This window comes from Micromonospora pallida, assembly GCF_900090325.1.
Lineage (GTDB): Bacteria > Actinomycetota > Actinomycetes > Mycobacteriales > Micromonosporaceae > Micromonospora > Micromonospora pallida.
The window spans coordinates 6,516,720-6,531,755 of sequence record NZ_FMHW01000002.1 but is presented as its reverse complement, the minus strand read 5'-3'; the positions used below and the strand labels follow the sequence as shown (position 1 = coordinate 6,531,755).

The window sequence follows — 15,036 nt, the reverse complement described above, 5'->3', positions numbered from 1 at the left end:
CGCGGTCAGAACATCTGGCCGATCCGGATCCGGTTACCGAACGGGTCGCGGATGCCGAAATCGATGCCGTACGGCCGCTCCTCCGGCTCGTCGGTGATGTCCACGCCCTTGGCCACCAGGTCCTCGTGCGTCTTGTACGCGTCGTCGGTGGTCATGAAGAGGTAACCGCCCAACGCCCCCTTGGTGAGCAACTCCCGCACCTGCTCGGCGGTGGCCGGGTCCAGGGCCGGCGGGCCGGGCTTCTCCAGCAGGATCTCCCGCTGGCGGTCCCCGGGGATGTTCACCGTGAGCCAGCGCATGAAGCCGAGGTCGGCGTCGGTGTGGATCTCCAGGCCGAGCTTGCCGACGTAGAAGTCGAGGGCCTCGTCCTGGTCGAGGACGTAGATCTGGGAGCGGCTGATCGCGTTCATCGTCATGCCGACCACGCTACGACCCGGCCCTGACCTGCTGCTTATCCAAAACTGCTGGGCCGGGTCCAGGCTTTGGTGAAGCAGCTCGGCACGGCCCCGGCCGGGCTCCGTCGCTTCCGGAAGGCGGTCGGCGACTCACCGACGATCTCCCGGAAGGTACGGCTGAAGGTGCCCAGGCTGCTGAAGCCGACCGCGAAGCAGATCTCGGTGACGTCCCGTTCCGACTCGAGCAGCAGGGACATCGCCCGCTCGACCCGACGGCGCTGGAGGTAGCGGTGCGGGGTCTCCCCGAAGGTCGCCCGGAAGGTGCGGATGAAGTGCGCCTCGGAGACGTGCGCGATCTTCGCCAGGGTGGGGATGTCCAGCGGTTCGGCGTACGCCCGGTCCATCGCGTCCCGGGCCCGCAGCATCGCCCGGTTGGACTGCTCGACCGCGCGGCTCACCCGTCCACCCTAAGGAGTCGGGACGCCGACGACGGTGGCACCCTGGACGGCAAGCCGATGATCCGGGCCTGCGGAAGAATGCCGCCATGGAATTCCAGGTCGACGTCACTCCCTCGTACCGGCTCTGGGCGCGGGCCGTCGGGCCGGCGGACGCGCCGCCCCTGCTCCTGGTCATGGGCGCCAACGCCAGCGGCATCACCTGGCCGGCCGCCCTGGTCGACCGGCTCGCCGACCGGCACCGGGTGATCATCTACGACCACCGGGACACCGGACGCTCTACCTGGGCGTTCGACGAGCATCCGTACCGGGTGGCTGACCTGGCCGGGGACGCCGTCGCCGTGCTCGACGCGGCCGGGGTGGACCAGGCCCACGTCGTCGGCATGTCGATGGGTGGCGTGCTGGTGCAACTCCTCGCCCTCGACCACGCCGACCGCCTGCTGTCGGCCACCGCCTTCTGCACCTCGGCGCTGGGCGCCGGACTGGCCGGCGGGGACGAGGCACCACCGCTGCCGGACCCGGATCCGCGTCTGCTGCGGCTCTGGGAACACTTCACCGACGAACGGGACCACGAGGCCGAGCTGGACTGGCGGGTGGAACACTGGCGGATCCTCAACGGCGACGTGGTCCCCTTCGACGCGGCGGAGTTCCGGGCGATGGAGGAGGCCTGCATGGACCACGCCGGCACCCACCGCAACCCGGCCGCGCACGCCCGCGCCGGGCAGGACGGACTGGACCGGGGCGCGGAACTGGCCGGGGTGCGGACGCCGTTCCTGGTGGTGGAGGCACCGGAGGACCCGATCAATCCGCCGCCGCACGCCGCCCACCTGGTCGGGCTGATCCCGACTGCCACGCTGGTCACCGTGCCCGGTATGGGCCACGCCCTACCTTCCGCCGTCCTCACCCCCCTGGCCACCACCCTCCTGGCCCACACCACCCGCTGACCACTCGTTGATCAGGAGTTCGCGTCAGGGATCCGCCGCCCCGCTGAGGCCAACTTCTTGATCAGTGACGGCAGGCGGGGGCAGGGGGGCGGGGTGCCTGCCGTCCGGGCCCGTTCCGTGTGGAACGGGCCCGGAACCGACGGGAATTGGAGCCCCCGGCCGGGATCGAACCGGCGACATCTCGCTTACAAGGCGAGTGCTCTGGCCAGCTGAGCTACAGGGGCGCGGGCGTCCATGGTCAGCATAGCGACTGACGTCCGGTTTTCCTCGCTCACCAGGCCCCCCAGCACCGGAAACGTGATCTGAAGCCATCCATCCGGTCGGGTTGTGATCCTACGGTGCACGCAACGCAATCAATGTCCCGGCGATTGATGGTCGTGCGTGCCTGAGTGACCGGTATGCGAATGTCGTCGGTCCCATCCAATGATCCCCCGTCTTGGCAGGCGGCCAAATCCCGTTTACCGTGCAGTGACGCGGACGACATTCCGGCACCTGCCAGGGCTGGAATTCGCCCGACGGGCCGGCGCGGCTGCGCGCCGGTCGCTCCTTCACTCGGATCGTCCGGCACGTTCCTGCCGGTGAAAGGAAGCACCCCTCACATGGCTACGGTTACCTACGCCAAGGCGTCCCGCATCTACGCGGGCACCGAGCGGCCCGCCGTCAACCAGCTCGACCTGGAGATCGGCGACGGCGAGTTCCTCGTCCTGGTCGGCCCCTCCGGTTGCGGCAAGTCCACCAGCCTGCGCATGCTCGCCGGCCTGGAGGACGTCGACCAGGGCAGCATCTACATCGACCAGCGCGACGTCACCCACCTGCCGCCGAAGGCCCGCGACATCGCGATGGTCTTCCAGAACTACGCCCTCTACCCGCACATGTCGGTGTACGAGAACATGGCGTTCGCGCTGAAGCTGCGCAAGACCTCGAAGTCCGAGATCGACCGGCGGGTCAAGGAGGCGGCCGGCCTCCTCCAGCTCGAGGAGTTCCTCGGCCGTAAGCCCAAGGCGCTCTCCGGCGGTCAGCGCCAGCGGGTCGCGATGGGCCGGGCCATCGTCCGCGAGCCGCAGGTCTTCCTCATGGACGAGCCGCTGTCGAACCTCGACGCCAAGCTCCGGGTGCAGACCCGTACCCAGATCGCGTCGCTCCAGGCCAAGCTCGGTGTCACCACCGTCTACGTCACCCACGACCAGGTCGAGGCGATGACGATGGGTCACCGGGTGGCCGTCATGCTCGACGGCGTCCTCCAGCAGGTGGACACCCCCCGGGCGCTCTACGACACCCCGGCGAACGTCTTCGTTGCCGGCTTCATGGGCTCCCCGGCCATGAACATCAAGACCGTGCCGCTGGGCGAGAACGGCGCGTCCTTCGCCGAGATGAACATCCCGCTCACCCGGGAGCAGGTCGAGGCGGCCCGCGCCGAGGGCGGCAACGGCAAGGTGACCGTGGGCTTCCGGCCCGAGGACTGCGACATGGTCAGCCCGACCGAGGGCGGCATGCCGGTCGTCGTCGAGCTGGTCGAGGACCTCGGCTCGGACGCCAACGTCTACGGCCACGCCGCGCTGGAGGGCGCGAACGAGCGGTTCGTGGTCCGTACCGACCGCCGGGCCATGCCGAACATGGGTGACACCGTGTTCGTCAAGCCGCGTACCGGCCGGACCCACGTGTTCAACGCCGCCACGGGCAACCGGATCTGACGTACCCGCGAAAAGGGGCGGCCCGCTTCGGCGGACCGCCCCTTTTCGGTATCTACGCGTAGGTCGACTCAGGCGGCGCTGCGCCGCCGGGCGACCTCGGCAAGGGTGACCGCGGCGGCGACGCTGGCGTTCAGCGACTCGACGTCGGAGACCATCGGGATGCTGACCGTCAGGTCGCAGGTCTCGCCGACCAGGCGGGACAGTCCACGCCCCTCCGAACCGACCACCACGACCAGCGGGCCGACCGCGACCTCCAGGTCGTACAGGTCGGTCTGGCCGTCGGCGTCCAGCCCGACCACCATGAATCCGGCGTCCTGGCAGGCCTTCAGCGAACGGGTCAGGTTGGTCACCTGCGCCACCGGCACCCGCGCCGCCGCGCCCGCACTGGTCCGCCAGGCGGTCGCGGTGATCCCGGCGGCCCGCCGCTCCGGTACGAAGACACCCTGCGCGCCGAACGCGGCGGCCGACCGGATCACCGCGCCAAGGTTGCGCGGGTCGGTGACCCCGTCCAGCGCCACCAGCAGCGGGGCGGTCTGCTCCAGCGCCGCCGCGACCAGGTCCTCGAACGCCTCGTACGCGAACGGCGGCACCTGAAGGCCGACGCCCTGGTGCAGCACGCCCCCGGTCATCCGGTCCAGCTCGGCCCGGCTGACCTCCAGAATGGCGATGCCCCGGTCGGCGGCCGTCCGGACGATCTCCTTGACCCGGTCGTCGGTCTCGATGCCCTGGGCCGTGTAGAGCGCGGTCGCCGGCACGTTCGCGCGCAGCGACTCCAGCACCGGGTTCCGTCCGACCAGCAGCTCCGGCCCGTCCTTCGACGGGTTCGACTTACGGCCCGGGGCGACCCGGGGGCCGCTACGCCCGGCCGGCTTGCCGCCGCGTCCCTTCGCGGGCGGGACGCCCCGGCCGCCGCCCTTACCCCAGGTGGTGTCCTTGGTGCCGGGCTGCCCGATCTTGGGAGCCCGCCCCTCCTCGGCGGCGGCCCGCCGCTCCTTGTCCTGCTTCCAGGCGGTGCGCTGGGGCAGCTTCTCGGTGCCCGAGTACGCCTTGTGCCAGGGACGCTCGTCGGCGGGGAGGGTCTTCCCCCGCCCGGCGAGGGCGTCCCGGTTCTTGCCGCCGGACCCCTTCGGGGCGCCCTGCTTCGGGGCCAGTCGCCGGCCACGGCGCTGCGAGTTGCCGGGCATCAGTCCTGCTCTCCAATAGTCCAACGGGGGCCCTGGGGGGTGTCCTCAACCACCACGCCAGCCTGCTTGAGCTGGTCGCGTACCGCGTCGGCGGCGGCCCAGTCCTTGCGGCTGCGGGCCTGGGCGCGCTGCTCCAGGGCCAACGCGATCAGGGCATCCACCACGCCACGCAGGTCGTCATCGCGACCGCCGTCCGTCCAGGCGTCGTCCAGGGGGTCAACGCCGAGGATATCCAGCATCGCGCGTACGGCGGCGAGCGTGGTGCGGACCGTCACATCGTCCCCGCCGGCCAGCGCGGTGTTCCCGTCCCGGAGGACGTCGTGCAGCACGGCCAGCGCGGCGGACGTGTTCAGGTCGTCGTCCATCGCGGCGGTGAACGCCGCCGGCAGCTCGCCGGACACGCCCGCGCCGACCCGCTCGGCGGCCCGCTGCACGAAGCCCTCGATCCGCCGGTACGCGGTCGCCGACTCACGCAGCGCGTCCTCGGTGTAGTCGATGCGGGAACGGTAGTGCGCCGAGGCGAAGTAGTAGCGCAGCTCGACCGGACGCACCCCGAGCGACTCCACGTACGCCAGGTCGAGGGCGTTGCCGAGCGACTTGCCCATCTTCGCCCCGCCGAGGCTGAGCAGGCCGTGGTGCACCCAGAAGCGGGCGAACGGCAGGCCGGCGGCCTTCGACTGGGCGATCTCGTTCTCGTGGTGCGGGAAGGTCAGGTCGAGACCGCCGCCGTGGATGTCGAACTCGGCACCGAGGTAACGCCAGCACATCGCCGAGCACTCGATGTGCCAGCCGGGGCGGCCCCGCCCCCACGGCGACGGCCAGTAGGCGTCCGCCGGCTCGTCGGGCTTGGCGCCCTTCCAGAGCGCGAAGTCGCGCGGGTCGCGCTTGCCCCGGTCCGGGGCGTCCCCGGCGGACTGCATGTCGTCCGGCGACTGGCCGGAGAGCTCACCGTACGTCGGCCAGGATGCCACGTCGAAGTAGACGTCCCCGGAGCCGTCGGGGGCCGGGTAGGCGTGCCCCTTCTCGATCAGCGTGGCGATCAGCTCGTGCATTTCCGGGACGTGCCCGGTGGCGCGCGGCTCGTACGTCGGTGGCAGCACGTTGAGCGTCCGGTACGCGGCGGCCAGGACGACCTCGTTCTCGTACGCGATCGACCAGAACGGGCGGTCCTGCTCGCACGACTTGACCAGCAGCTTGTCGTCGATGTCGGTCAGGTTGCGGATGAAGGTGACCTCGAAGCCCTTCGCCAGCAGCCAGCGACGCAACACGTCGTAGTTGACGCCGGAGCGAAGATGACCGATATGCGGAGGTGCCTGGAGGGTGAGACCACACAGGTAGACCCCGACCTTGCCGGCTTCCCGGGGGACGAAGTCCCGGACCGTTCGGGTGGCGGTGTCATACAGGCGTAGCGTCACCGTACAAGGGTAACGGTCCCCACATTTCCGGGCTGCCCGGTGCCGGGCCGTACGCTGCCTGCTGTGGAGACGGCGGCACGCCCCGGAGACGGGTCCGCGGAGCCGGTCGGCAGCGGTACACCCGGCCGACCCGCCAACGGACCCGCGCAGCCCGTCGCGGCCACCACACCCGACCGCCCCGGCAACGAAACCACGCAGCCCGCCTGGGCCATCGCACCCGACCGCCCCGGCAGCGGACCCACGCAGCCCGTCGCGGCCACCACACCCGGTCGGCGGTTCACCGAACCGGCCGGCAGCGGCGGAGCCGGTCGTCCTGGGGAAACGTCGCAGACCCTCGACCGGGGGCTACGCCTGCTGCACCTGGTCGCCGACGCGGCGGGCGGACTGACCGTCACCGAGGCCGCGCACCGGCTGGGCATCGGCCGGGCAGCCGTATACCGGCTGGTCAGCGCACTGACCGAGCATGGCATGCTGCGCCGCGACAGCGCCGGCCGGCTGCGCCTCGGTGCCGGGGTGCTGCACCTGGCCCGCCGCGCCCAGCCGCTGCTCGCCGAGGGTGCGATGCCCGCGCTGCGCCGGCTGGCCGAGCAGGCCGGGGCGACCGCACACCTGACCGTGGTGGAGGGAGACGAGGGCGTCGCTCTGGCCGTGGTCGAGCCGAGTTGGACGGCGTTCCACGTGGCGTACCGGACGGGTTCCCGGCACCCGCTGGAGCGCGGCGCCGCAGGGCGGGCCATCCTCGCCGGCCGGGCCGGGTCCGCCGGCCCGGTGACCACCGAGGGCGAGCTGCAACCCGGCGCGTACGGGGTGGCTGCGCCGGTGCTCGGCGTACCCGGACTGGAGGCGAGCGTCGGCGTGGTGGCGCTGGCCCCACTGGAGACCGCCACGGTCGGCGGGCAGGTCCTCGCCGCTGCCACCACCATCGCCCGCGCCCTCTCCTGACCGCCCTCCGACCCCCAGCCCCGACCCGGCCCAACTTGATCAACTCCGTTTCGCCAATACGGCGGTCCCCAGTCCAGCGGTCACCCCCACATCGCCAATATGGAGATTGGTCCTGGCCCGGCGCCGGTCTCCTACCACACCGAGCGGGGGCACGGAGTGCTGTCCACAGGGGGAGGTTGATCAAGGTGCGGCGGTTGTCCACAGGGGGTTACCGGGGTCGGACATCAGGAGCACGCTGCCGGTGTGTCGCCCTCACCGCACCGACCCGAAGCTCTCGCCTGGCAGATCTTCCGCGGTTCGGACACCGTCCGCCGAGGTCTGCTCACCCGGCACCAGCTCCGCAGTCGAGCGTGGATGCGGCTGGGTCACGACGTCTACGCCGACGCCAGGTTGCCGCGGGATCACGGTCTGACCTGCCGGGCCGCTGCGCTGTTTCTGCCGGCAGGAGCGATGATCGCCGGGCCGTCCGCCGCCTACCTGCACGGTGTCGAGCACGCGGCGACCTTCGAGAGCGACGTGCACGTGCTGACCCTGCATCCAACGCGCATGGAGTCGAGGAAGGGCATCCAGGTGCATACGACCGGCCTGGCAACGGAGCTGACGGGGACGGGATCCACCGACGGGCGGGGAGCGAAAGCGGCAGCGGGGACGGGATCGGCCGACGAGCGGTTCAGAGCGCCGGTGGCAGCGGGGATCGGGGTGGTGCCAAGGAGCCGGCCGGAGTGGGCGGCGTGGGAGACGGCGGCGTGGCTCGACCTCGTCCGCGCGGTCGGGATCGTGGACACGATGCTGGCACTGGGTCTGATCACGCGGGCGGCGCTCGTCGACCTTGCCGGGCGGCTCCGCTGTCGCCCGGGCGGCAGACGGGCGACGCACGTATTCGACCTGGTCGATCCGGGGGCGCAGTCGCCGCCCGAGTCGCACCTGCGGGTCCGGCTGGTGCTGGCCGGGCTGCCCCGCCCGGTGACCCAGCATCCGGTCCGGGTGTCCTCCGGGCTGGTCCTGCATCCGGATCTGGCCTGGCCGGAGTTCCGGGTCGCGGTCGAGTACGACGGCCAGTGGCACGCCGACCCGGAGCAGTTGCACCGCGATCGTCGCCGGCTCAACCAGCTCGTCAACGCTGGCTGGCTGGTGTTGCACGTGACCGGTCGGCGGCTACGCCACGATTTTCCGGCGGTGCTACGGGAGATCCGCACCGCGCTGGCCGCCCGTGGCTGGCGGGGGTGAGCCAGGAAAGGGGACGAACTCCACGGCAGGGGATGAGTGCCAGGAGAACGAGCGAGCGCCATGACAGGGAGCGAGCGCCATGGGAGGGATGAGCCCCACGGCAGGGGTGAGCTCACAACAGGGGGCGAGCCCGACGGGAGGATGCGAGCCCAGAGCGGCGAAGCTGCGGCATCCGGGTGAGCCGGATGCCGCAGCTTCGACCAATAGCGAGCTGAGCAGAAGGCCGGTCAGCTAGCCGATCGGGGATGGGTCCTACGGACGGGCGTTCGACTTGAGCGGGGTCTTCACGGCGGCGTAGGCGTCGACAATGCCGTAGCCATAGAAGCCGTTGAAGTTGGTCCCACCGGCGCAGTACGCGTCGTAGGTCGCGTCCCGGCCCTCGTTGCGGTACTGCTGGAGCCGCGGCTCCGGGCAGGCCCGCTCGGCGGCCGTACGGTAGAGGTGCTGCTCGACCAGGGCCGGGTCCAGGCCGAAGCCGCCGTGACGGTCCTGCTTGCCGAACTTGCTGACGATCAGCGCGGTGACCCCGGCGGCGTGCGGCGCGGCCATCGAGGTGCCCTGGAGGTAGGTGTAGTAGCCGCACTCACCGTTGGTCTTGCACTCCTTGAAGACGAAGGTCTCGGCACCGGGGACGATGTTGCCGTCCGCGTCGACAGAGCCCTCCTCCTGGAGCACGTGCTTCGGGTACGCCGACAGGATCATGTTGGCGTCGGTACGGAACGAGTCCGTACCGAAGCCGTCCCGGAACCAGCCACCCGGCGCGGCGACGGAGATCTGCTCGGTGCCCCAGTTCGAGAAGTCCGACTTCTTGTACGACGGGCCGAGCGACGACACACCGATCACGTGCGGGCCCTCGGCCGGCAGGTCCCAGCAGCTCCCGTTGTCGATCGGCCGCGGGTACGGCGCGACCGGACCGTAGTTCGGGCTGCCCACGTCGGTGCGCGGAGCGCCGAGGTCCTCGTTGTTGTTGCCGAGCGCACCGACCAGGGTGACGCCCTTGCGGTGCGCGTAGGTCAGGGTCCGCTGCATCGCCGCGATGGTGGCCCGCTGCTCGGCCTGCGCCTCCGGCGAGTCGGCCGGGTTGGCGGTGCAGTTGTAGAGCCACGGGTCGACGTAGAACGACATGTTGACCACGTCGAGACCGTTGTCCGCCGCGTGCATCAGCGAGTTGACCACCGGCCCGAGGAAGAAGTACCCCGAGTCCTGACCACCCTTGAGCTCCACCAGGGTCACGTTCGGGGCGACGCCGGAGACGCCGAAGCCGTTGGCCGCCGCGCCGATCGTGCCGGCGACGTGGGTGCCGTGCCCGTTGTCGTCGGTTCCCACCGGGTCGAGGCAGCTCGCCACCTCGCACGGGCCGTCGACGTCCACCAGGTCAGGGGCGAAGTTGCGCGACAGCGACCAGTCGAAGTTGGGCGCGATGTCGGGGTTGCTGGCATCGACACCGGTGTCCAGGACACCGACCTTCACCCGCCGGTCACCGGGCTCGAACATCCGGGACTTGTCGGCCCGGATCATCTCCAGGCCCCAGAGCTTGTCGTCGAGCGGGTCCATCCCGGTCCCGGGCTTCTTCTTCGCGGTGCCCTTCGCCGCCTTCTTCGCCGCGGCCAGCAGGTGCTCCTGCTCGACCCGGTCCAGCTTGGGCTTGCGGCCGATGGCCTTCTGCTGCGCCACACCGAGCAGGGCACCGGCGGCGGTGGCCCGGGAGGCGAAGTCGGCCCGGTCGCTGGTGACCTGGAAGATACCGACCGCGTCGGTACGGGAGACCACCGTGCCACCGGCAGCCCGGATGGCGGCGACCGCGGCGTCGGCAGAGACACCCTCCTCCGCGACGACGGTGAACGTACTGGCGACGGTCTGCTCGGCGCTGGCCGGGCTGACCGCGCCGGTCACCGTGAGTGCCAGCGCCGTTGCGGTAGCGACGGCACCGGCGGTGAAGCGCTTGCTCACCACATCAGATCCTCTCGTTGAGGGACGTGGCAGACATCAGACCGCATCGTCGCCGGTTTCGCCAGAGCAAACAGCAGTTGACGGGCGATCACAGGGGTTGTCGCACCGACCGGTCGATGACGCCGAGCAGTTCGGCCAAAGTGGATACCTCGGCGTCCGGTTGCACATCGGCCCGGCACTGTGCTCCAGTCCGGTTCACCCAGACCGTACGCAGGCCCGCCGCCTGCGCCGCCACCACGTCGTGGTCGAGGTTGTCCCCGACGTAGAGCACCTCCGAGGCGGGAACGCCGGCCGCCGCCACCACCACCGCATAGAACTCGGGTGCGGGTTTCTTCGGCAGCCCGTTCTCGTGGGCGTACAACTCGAAGGTGAACTCCCCGGCGAGGCCGCAGCGTTCGGTCCGGCTGTTGCCGTTTGTGGCGTAGCCGAGCACGAAGTGCCGGCGCAGGTCGGCCAGCGCCGGGAGCACGTCCGGGAACGGCCTGGTCAGGGCGAACCGGTGGGCGAAGAACAGGTCGAGGACGCGGTCGATCTCGGCGTCCAGACCGACCCGCGCCAGCGACCGGACCAACCCGAGCCGGCGGATCACCTCCACCGGCAGGGTGCAGTCCGCGGCCCAGACCGCCGCGCAGTCCGCCTCCAGGTCCGCGAGCGAAAGCGCGGCCGCCGCCGGGCTCAGCCGCCGCATCTCCGCCAGTACGGCCAACAGACTGCTGGTCACCGCCGGCCGCAGATTTAGCAGCGTCTCGTCCGCGTCGAACACGACCACACTCACCATGGAAGGAGCCCCCCGCTGTCGATCCTTTTCGGACAGAACACCTTCCTAACACTCGGAGCGGAGAATCTCGTACTCGACCTCTCCGTGCTTGGAGCCCGGAATGGGGTCGTCCCAGGTGAGGTGGAAAGTGCGGACGTACCGTAGGCCCGCTTTTTCCATGACCCGCCGGGACCGCAGGTTGACGGCCATGGTCTGCGCCCAGACCCGCCGGAGCCCAAGATGTCTGAAGGCATAGTGGACGAGAGCTCGGGATCCCTCGGTGGCAAGCCCCCGGCCCCACACCGAACGCCGGAGCCGGTAGCCCAGTTCGGCCTGCGTGAGGTGGCGGCCCAGCTCGGTCTGCGGGCGGCCGGCGGCCGGATCGGCGGGTGGGTCGGGGGCCGGATCCGTAGATGGGTCGGTGGCCGAATCGGCGGCTGGGTCGGCTGCCGGCTCCGGGGATGGGTCGGCGGGTGGGTCGAGGGCGAACCAGCCGAGGAAGGTGCCGTCGGTGCGGTCGGTCGCCGCCCAACGACCGAGGCCGGGCCAGCGGTCGTACTCGCCGAGCAGCCGGGGCAGCACCTGGTCGCGCACCACCGGCAGCGGGGTGGGCCGGCCGCCGGTGAGGTAACGCATCACCTCCGGGTCGCTGTCCAGCGCGACGAGGTGATCAAGGTCGGCCAAGGTGAACCGGCGCAGCCGGAGACGCTCGGTCTCCAGCAATGTCCCGCCCGGCTCCGGGTCGTCGGTCATGCCCGGCATCGTGCCGGGTCGCCAGCCGACCGGCCACACGTTTCCGAGGCTCCGCACCGCCGAGGCCCCGCGTCGCCGCCCACTGGGCCGCCGGACTGCCGGGGCCGCTGTCCGGCCGTCCGGCGCGTGCCGGGTCGGTCAGTCGACCGAACCGGCGAGGAGCCAGCGGGTGACGGTGACCTGGAGCAGGACATTGCCGCCCTCGGGCCCGTCCGAGCCGGTGACGTCCCAGCCGTACTTCGCCCGGAAGGCCGCCACCACCTCGGCGGGGAAGGACTCGCGGTGGATCGCCACCGTGCCCTCGGCGACCACCGGGGCCCGCCCGTCCTCCAATGCCAGTGAGACCCGGGGGTCGGCCGCCACGTTGCGGACCTTGCGGTTACGGGCGGCGGTGCAGATCCACCACCGGCCGTCGAGGTAGACGAACCACACCGGCGTCACGTGCGGCGGGCCGTCGGGACGAAGGGTGCAGAACCAGACGTTGCGCTCCCGGTCGAGCCGGGTCAGCACCTCGCCGTCGGGAACCACCGACACGTCAGCGCGGCAGCGTCGCGAGGAAGACCCGCCAGGCGTACGGGTCGAAGGTGAGCGCCGGGCCGGCCGGGTCCTTGCTGTCGCGCACCCCGACCAGGCCGGGCAGGTTCGTCGCCACCTCGACGCACATGTCGTTCTGCCCGCTGCGGCTGCTCTTGCGCCAGTGGGCGCCGGTCAGGTCCATGACTCCGCCACTTCCCTCATCAGCTCGATGGACTCCTGCGGGGGCAACGCCTCGCCGAGGGTAGCCTCCCAGATCCGTTGCAGCAGCGACAGATCCGCCGGCCGATCCGGACGACGGCCCCGATCCGGCGGCGATCTTCGCCCGGTTCCTCGGCTGGGCGCGGATCAGGGATGGGTCATCCTGAGCACGTCCAACGCCTCGTCGAGCTGGTCGGCGTTGAGCTTGCCGCTGTCCACGTGGCCCCGGGCGAGCACCACCTCACGGATGGAGATCTCCTTGGCCAGCGCCTCCTTGGCGATCGAGGCGGCCTCGTCGTAGCCGAGGTAGCGGTTGAGCGGGGTGACGATCGACGGCGAGCCCTCCGCGTACGCCAGACAGACGTCGGCGTTCGCGGCGAGGCCGGCCACACAGCGGTCGGCGAAGAGGCGGCTCGACGCGGCCAGCAGCCGGATCGACTCCAGCAGGTTGCGGGCCATCACCGGGAGCATCACGTTCAGCTCGAAGTCGCCCTGGGAGCCAGCGAAGGCGACCGTGGCGTCGTTGCCGATCACCTGGGCACAGACCTGCCGGACCGCCTCGGCGACCACCGGGTTCACCTTGCCGGGCATGATCGACGAGCCGGGCTGGAGGTCGGGGATGCGCAGCTCACGCAGGCCGGCGCGGGGACCGGAGCCCATCCACCGTACGTCGTTCGCGATCTTGTAGAAGCCGACCGCGACGGTACGGAGCTGACCGGACGTCTCCACCAGCGCGTCCCGCGCACCCTGCGCCTCGAAGTGGTTGCGGGCCTCGGTCACCGGCAGGCCGGTCGACTCGCGCAGCTTCTCGATCACCCGGCCGGCGAAGCCGAGCGGGGTGTTGATGCCGGTGCCCACGGCGGTGCCACCCAGCGGCAGTTCGGCCAGCCGAGGCAGGGCCGCCTCCAACCGCTCGACGCCGTACCGGATCTGCGCGGCGTACCCGCCGAACTCCTGGCCCAGGGTGACCGGCGTGGCATCCATCAGGTGGGTCCGTCCGGCCTTGACCACGGTCTCGAACTCGGCGGCCTTGGCCTCCAGCGCCTCGGCCAGATGGATCAGCGCGGGCAGCAGGTCGTGCGCGACCGCCTGGGTGGCGGCCAGGTGGATCGAGGACGGGAAGACGTCGTTGCTGGACTGCGAGGCGTTGACGTCGTCGTTCGGGTGCACGCCCCGGCCCAGCTCACGGCCGGCCAGGGTGGCGATCACCTCGTTGGTGTTCATGTTGGACGACGTGCCCGAGCCGGTCTGGAAAACGTCGACCGGGAACTGGTCGTCGTAACCGCCGTCGGCAACGTGCGCGGCAGCGGTCGCGATCGCGGCGGCCACCTCGGGATCGAGCACACCCAACTCGGCGTTGACCTGGGCCGCCGCGCCCTTGATCTGGGCCAACGCGCGAATCTGGGCGGACTCGATGCCCCGACCCGAGATCGGGAAGTTCTGCACGGCACGCTGGGTCTGCGCCCGCCACAGCGCGTCGGCGGGCACCTCCACCTCACCCATCGAGTCGCGTTCAATCCGGTAGCCCGCTGTCTCTGGATTCGTCACGCGTTCCATCCTGCCGCGCCCGCCCCCGGCCCGCAGATGATCGCAGGTCATCGAGGGTGGGTGCCGGACCAGCCGCGCCAGTCGGTCAACGCGGCGGCCGGGGCACACATGAATGGGTCTTGGAAATATCCATTGCCAGCGGTGCACGCCCGCCCTTACCTTTAATGAGCAAGGCAAGACCGGCCCAAACCCAAGGAGCTCCCCGTGTTGCAGTACGCCTCCACCGAAACCACGCGGTGTATGCCGCGCGGCGGTGTCGTGCTGCCCTCGATCGGGCGAGCCCATGACCTGCCGGCGAGCGAATGGAACTGGAAGCCGGGGTGGCGGCGCGAGTAGCGCCAGCGCAAGCTGCGAAGCCGCCCACCCCAGCCAGGGGAACGGGCGGCTTTTTCGTTACCCGGCAACAATTTCACAGGGGCGTAGCTCAACGGGTAGAGCACCGGTCTCCAAAACCGAAGGTTGCAGGTTCGAGTCCTGTCGCCCCTGCTTTTCGCCACGGCTTCGGCCGGCGGCGTCGCTAATTCTCAACTCCACAGTGGATGGCATTTATCCGTACCCCGGCCGGCGCCGTCACGGGCCGGCCGGGGGCAACACCTACCGGGGCGAGGGAGACGGTAAACCGCCTGCTTTGGGAGCAGGAGACACGGGGTTCGACACCCCGGTCCCGGACCATGGGGATGTAGCTCAGTTGGCAGAGCACCGCCTCGGCAGGGCGGGGGCCAGGGGTTCGAGTCCCCTCTTCTCCACGTACGGGCCGGCCTTCCGCCGGCTCCCTGGGCCGTTGGAGCAAGCTGGCAGCTCGCCTGGTTCTCAGCCAGGAGGTTTACGGGTTCGAGCCCCGTACGGCCTACGCAACCACACGCGGTACTAGCTCAACGGGAGAGCTGCTGCCTTCCAAGCAGTAGGTCGGGGTTCGATTCCCCGGTACCGCTCTTGTCCTTGCCGAGGTAGCCCAACAGGCACGAGGCGCGGAGCTCAAACCTCCGTCGTTGCGGGTTCGAGTCCCGCCCTCGGCACCCCGCCGTCGTAGACGGCCCCCT

General features: G+C 70.7%; 15 protein-coding genes, 7 tRNA genes and 1 pseudogene. 11 read left to right on the top strand and 12 right to left on the bottom strand.

Annotated features, from left to right (window positions below):
• Nucleotides 1-5 precede the first annotated feature (5 nt).
• Both GA0074692_RS27765 and GA0074692_RS27760 read right to left on the bottom strand, forming a co-directional pair.
• The gene (locus tag GA0074692_RS27765; protein WP_091654187.1) at nt 6-416 is read right to left on the bottom strand and encodes a VOC family protein; all 411 of its coding nucleotides are present in this window, start codon (nt 414-416) and stop codon (nt 6-8) included.
• A 35-nt stretch (nt 417-451) separates the two neighbouring features.
• The gene (locus tag GA0074692_RS27760) at nt 452-853 is read right to left on the bottom strand and encodes a helix-turn-helix domain-containing protein (protein ID WP_091649429.1); all 402 of its coding nucleotides are present in this window, start codon (nt 851-853) and stop codon (nt 452-454) included.
• An 86-nt stretch (nt 854-939) separates the two neighbouring features.
• Here GA0074692_RS27760 and GA0074692_RS27755 point away from each other — a divergent pair, with 86 nt between their 5' ends.
• On the top strand, nt 940-1,794 hold the full coding sequence (locus tag GA0074692_RS27755; protein ID WP_091649426.1) for an alpha/beta fold hydrolase: 855 nt from the start codon (nt 940-942) through the stop codon (nt 1,792-1,794).
• Nucleotides 1,795-1,941: 147 nt separating this feature from the next.
• Here the strand turns inward: GA0074692_RS27755 and GA0074692_RS27750 are convergent.
• Nucleotides 1,942-2,018: transfer RNA gene (locus GA0074692_RS27750), tRNA-Thr, on the bottom strand.
• Between the two features lie 375 nt (nt 2,019-2,393).
• On the opposite strand from GA0074692_RS27750, the gene GA0074692_RS27745 reads away from it, so the two are divergent.
• A complete protein-coding gene (locus GA0074692_RS27745) occupies nt 2,394-3,485 on the top strand; it encodes an ABC transporter ATP-binding protein (RefSeq protein ID WP_091649422.1) in 1,092 nt (363 codons plus the stop codon).
• 68 nt (nt 3,486-3,553) lie between these two features.
• Here GA0074692_RS27745 and rlmB read toward each other — a convergent pair whose 3' ends face one another.
• Both rlmB and cysS read right to left on the bottom strand, forming a co-directional pair.
• Entirely contained in the window at nt 3,554-4,669 is a 1,116-nt protein-coding gene (gene rlmB / locus GA0074692_RS27740) for a 23S rRNA (guanosine(2251)-2'-O)-methyltransferase RlmB (RefSeq protein ID WP_091649418.1), read from the bottom strand.
• On the bottom strand, nt 4,669-6,084 hold the full coding sequence (gene cysS, locus GA0074692_RS27735) for a cysteine--tRNA ligase (RefSeq protein WP_091649414.1): 1,416 nt from the start codon (nt 6,082-6,084) through the stop codon (nt 4,669-4,671). Before cysS ends, rlmB begins: the two co-directional genes overlap by 1 nt.
• Nucleotides 6,085-6,294: 210 nt before the next feature.
• Between cysS and GA0074692_RS27730 the strand changes: the two genes are divergently transcribed.
• Entirely contained in the window at nt 6,295-7,026 is a 732-nt protein-coding gene (locus GA0074692_RS27730; protein WP_091654185.1) for an IclR family transcriptional regulator, read from the top strand.
• A gap of 243 nt (nt 7,027-7,269) precedes the next feature.
• Entirely contained in the window at nt 7,270-8,253 is a 984-nt protein-coding gene (locus GA0074692_RS27725) for a DUF559 domain-containing protein (RefSeq protein WP_091649411.1), read from the top strand.
• 252 nt (nt 8,254-8,505) lie between these two features.
• On the opposite strand, the gene GA0074692_RS27720 is transcribed toward GA0074692_RS27725, so the two are convergent.
• The 7 genes and pseudogenes from GA0074692_RS27720 to GA0074692_RS27695 all read right to left on the bottom strand — a co-directional run bounded on the left by GA0074692_RS27720 (nt 8,506) and on the right by GA0074692_RS27695 (nt 13,996).
• Complete coding sequence (locus tag GA0074692_RS27720) at nt 8,506-10,203, bottom strand: S8 family serine peptidase (protein ID WP_091654183.1); 1,698 nt, start codon at nt 10,201-10,203, stop codon at nt 8,506-8,508.
• Nucleotides 10,204-10,291: 88 nt separating this feature from the next.
• Nucleotides 10,292-10,981, bottom strand: coding sequence for an HAD family hydrolase (locus GA0074692_RS27715; RefSeq protein WP_091649408.1), 690 nt, complete (start codon nt 10,979-10,981; stop codon nt 10,292-10,294).
• Between the two features lie 45 nt (nt 10,982-11,026).
• Nucleotides 11,027-11,713 carry a GNAT family N-acetyltransferase gene (locus tag GA0074692_RS27710; protein WP_091654181.1) on the bottom strand — a complete coding sequence of 229 codons (687 nt, stop codon included), beginning with the start codon at nt 11,711-11,713 and terminating at the stop codon, nt 11,027-11,029.
• Nucleotides 11,714-11,851: 138 nt separating this feature from the next.
• Nucleotides 11,852-12,247 (bottom strand): pyridoxamine 5'-phosphate oxidase family protein, encoded by a 396-nt coding sequence (locus GA0074692_RS27705; protein ID WP_091649406.1) that lies wholly within the window; start codon nt 12,245-12,247, stop codon nt 11,852-11,854.
• 1 nt (nt 12,248) lies between these two features.
• Entirely contained in the window at nt 12,249-12,431 is a 183-nt protein-coding gene (locus tag GA0074692_RS27700) for a DUF397 domain-containing protein (protein WP_091649403.1), read from the bottom strand.
• Nucleotides 12,422-12,538, bottom strand: a pseudogene (locus GA0074692_RS36255) (transcriptional regulator); the annotation flags it as partial. The gene GA0074692_RS27700 and the pseudogene GA0074692_RS36255, both read right to left, overlap by 10 nt.
• Before the next feature lie 57 nt (nt 12,539-12,595).
• Nucleotides 12,596-13,996 carry a class II fumarate hydratase gene (locus GA0074692_RS27695; protein WP_091649399.1) on the bottom strand — a complete coding sequence of 467 codons (1,401 nt, stop codon included), beginning with the start codon at nt 13,994-13,996 and terminating at the stop codon, nt 12,596-12,598.
• 204 nt (nt 13,997-14,200) lie between these two features.
• Here GA0074692_RS27695 and GA0074692_RS36600 point away from each other — a divergent pair, with 204 nt between their 5' ends.
• From GA0074692_RS36600 to GA0074692_RS27670, 7 genes are all read left to right on the top strand, one after another.
• Nucleotides 14,201-14,332: a hypothetical protein gene (locus GA0074692_RS36600; RefSeq protein WP_281199035.1), complete on the top strand. Its 132-nt coding sequence runs from the start codon at nt 14,201-14,203 to the stop codon at nt 14,330-14,332.
• A 77-nt stretch (nt 14,333-14,409) separates the two neighbouring features.
• Nucleotides 14,410-14,482: transfer RNA gene (locus GA0074692_RS27690), tRNA-Trp, on the top strand.
• Between the two features lie 111 nt (nt 14,483-14,593).
• Nucleotides 14,594-14,668 (top strand) — tRNA-Pro (locus GA0074692_RS35050).
• A gap of 1 nt (nt 14,669) precedes the next feature.
• A tRNA-Ala gene (locus GA0074692_RS27685) sits at nt 14,670-14,742 on the top strand.
• Between the two features lie 29 nt (nt 14,743-14,771).
• Nucleotides 14,772-14,846, top strand: a tRNA-Glu gene (locus tag GA0074692_RS27680).
• An 11-nt stretch (nt 14,847-14,857) separates the two neighbouring features.
• Nucleotides 14,858-14,928 (top strand) — tRNA-Gly (locus GA0074692_RS27675).
• 9 nt (nt 14,929-14,937) lie between these two features.
• A tRNA-Leu gene (locus GA0074692_RS27670) sits at nt 14,938-15,012 on the top strand.
• Nucleotides 15,013-15,036: the final 24 nt, after the last annotated feature.

Excerpts from the sequence above, each read along its gene's own strand:
- GA0074692_RS27765 (WP_091654187.1), bottom strand. The coding sequence starts at position 416 with ATGACGATGAACGCGATCAGCCGCTCCCAGATCTACGTCCTCGACCAG.
- GA0074692_RS27755 (WP_091649426.1), top strand. The coding sequence starts at position 940 with ATGGAATTCCAGGTCGACGTCACTCCCTCGTACCGGCTCTGGGCGCGG.
- GA0074692_RS27745 (WP_091649422.1), top strand. The coding sequence starts at position 2,394 with ATGGCTACGGTTACCTACGCCAAGGCGTCCCGCATCTACGCGGGCACC.
- rlmB (WP_091649418.1), bottom strand. The coding sequence starts at position 4,669 with ATGCCCGGCAACTCGCAGCGCCGTGGCCGGCGACTGGCCCCGAAGCAG.
- GA0074692_RS27715 (WP_091649408.1), bottom strand. The coding sequence starts at position 10,981 with ATGGTGAGTGTGGTCGTGTTCGACGCGGACGAGACGCTGCTAAATCTG.
- GA0074692_RS27710 (WP_091654181.1), bottom strand. The coding sequence starts at position 11,713 with ATGACCGACGACCCGGAGCCGGGCGGGACATTGCTGGAGACCGAGCGT.
- GA0074692_RS27700 (WP_091649403.1), bottom strand. The coding sequence starts at position 12,431 with ATGGACCTGACCGGCGCCCACTGGCGCAAGAGCAGCCGCAGCGGGCAG.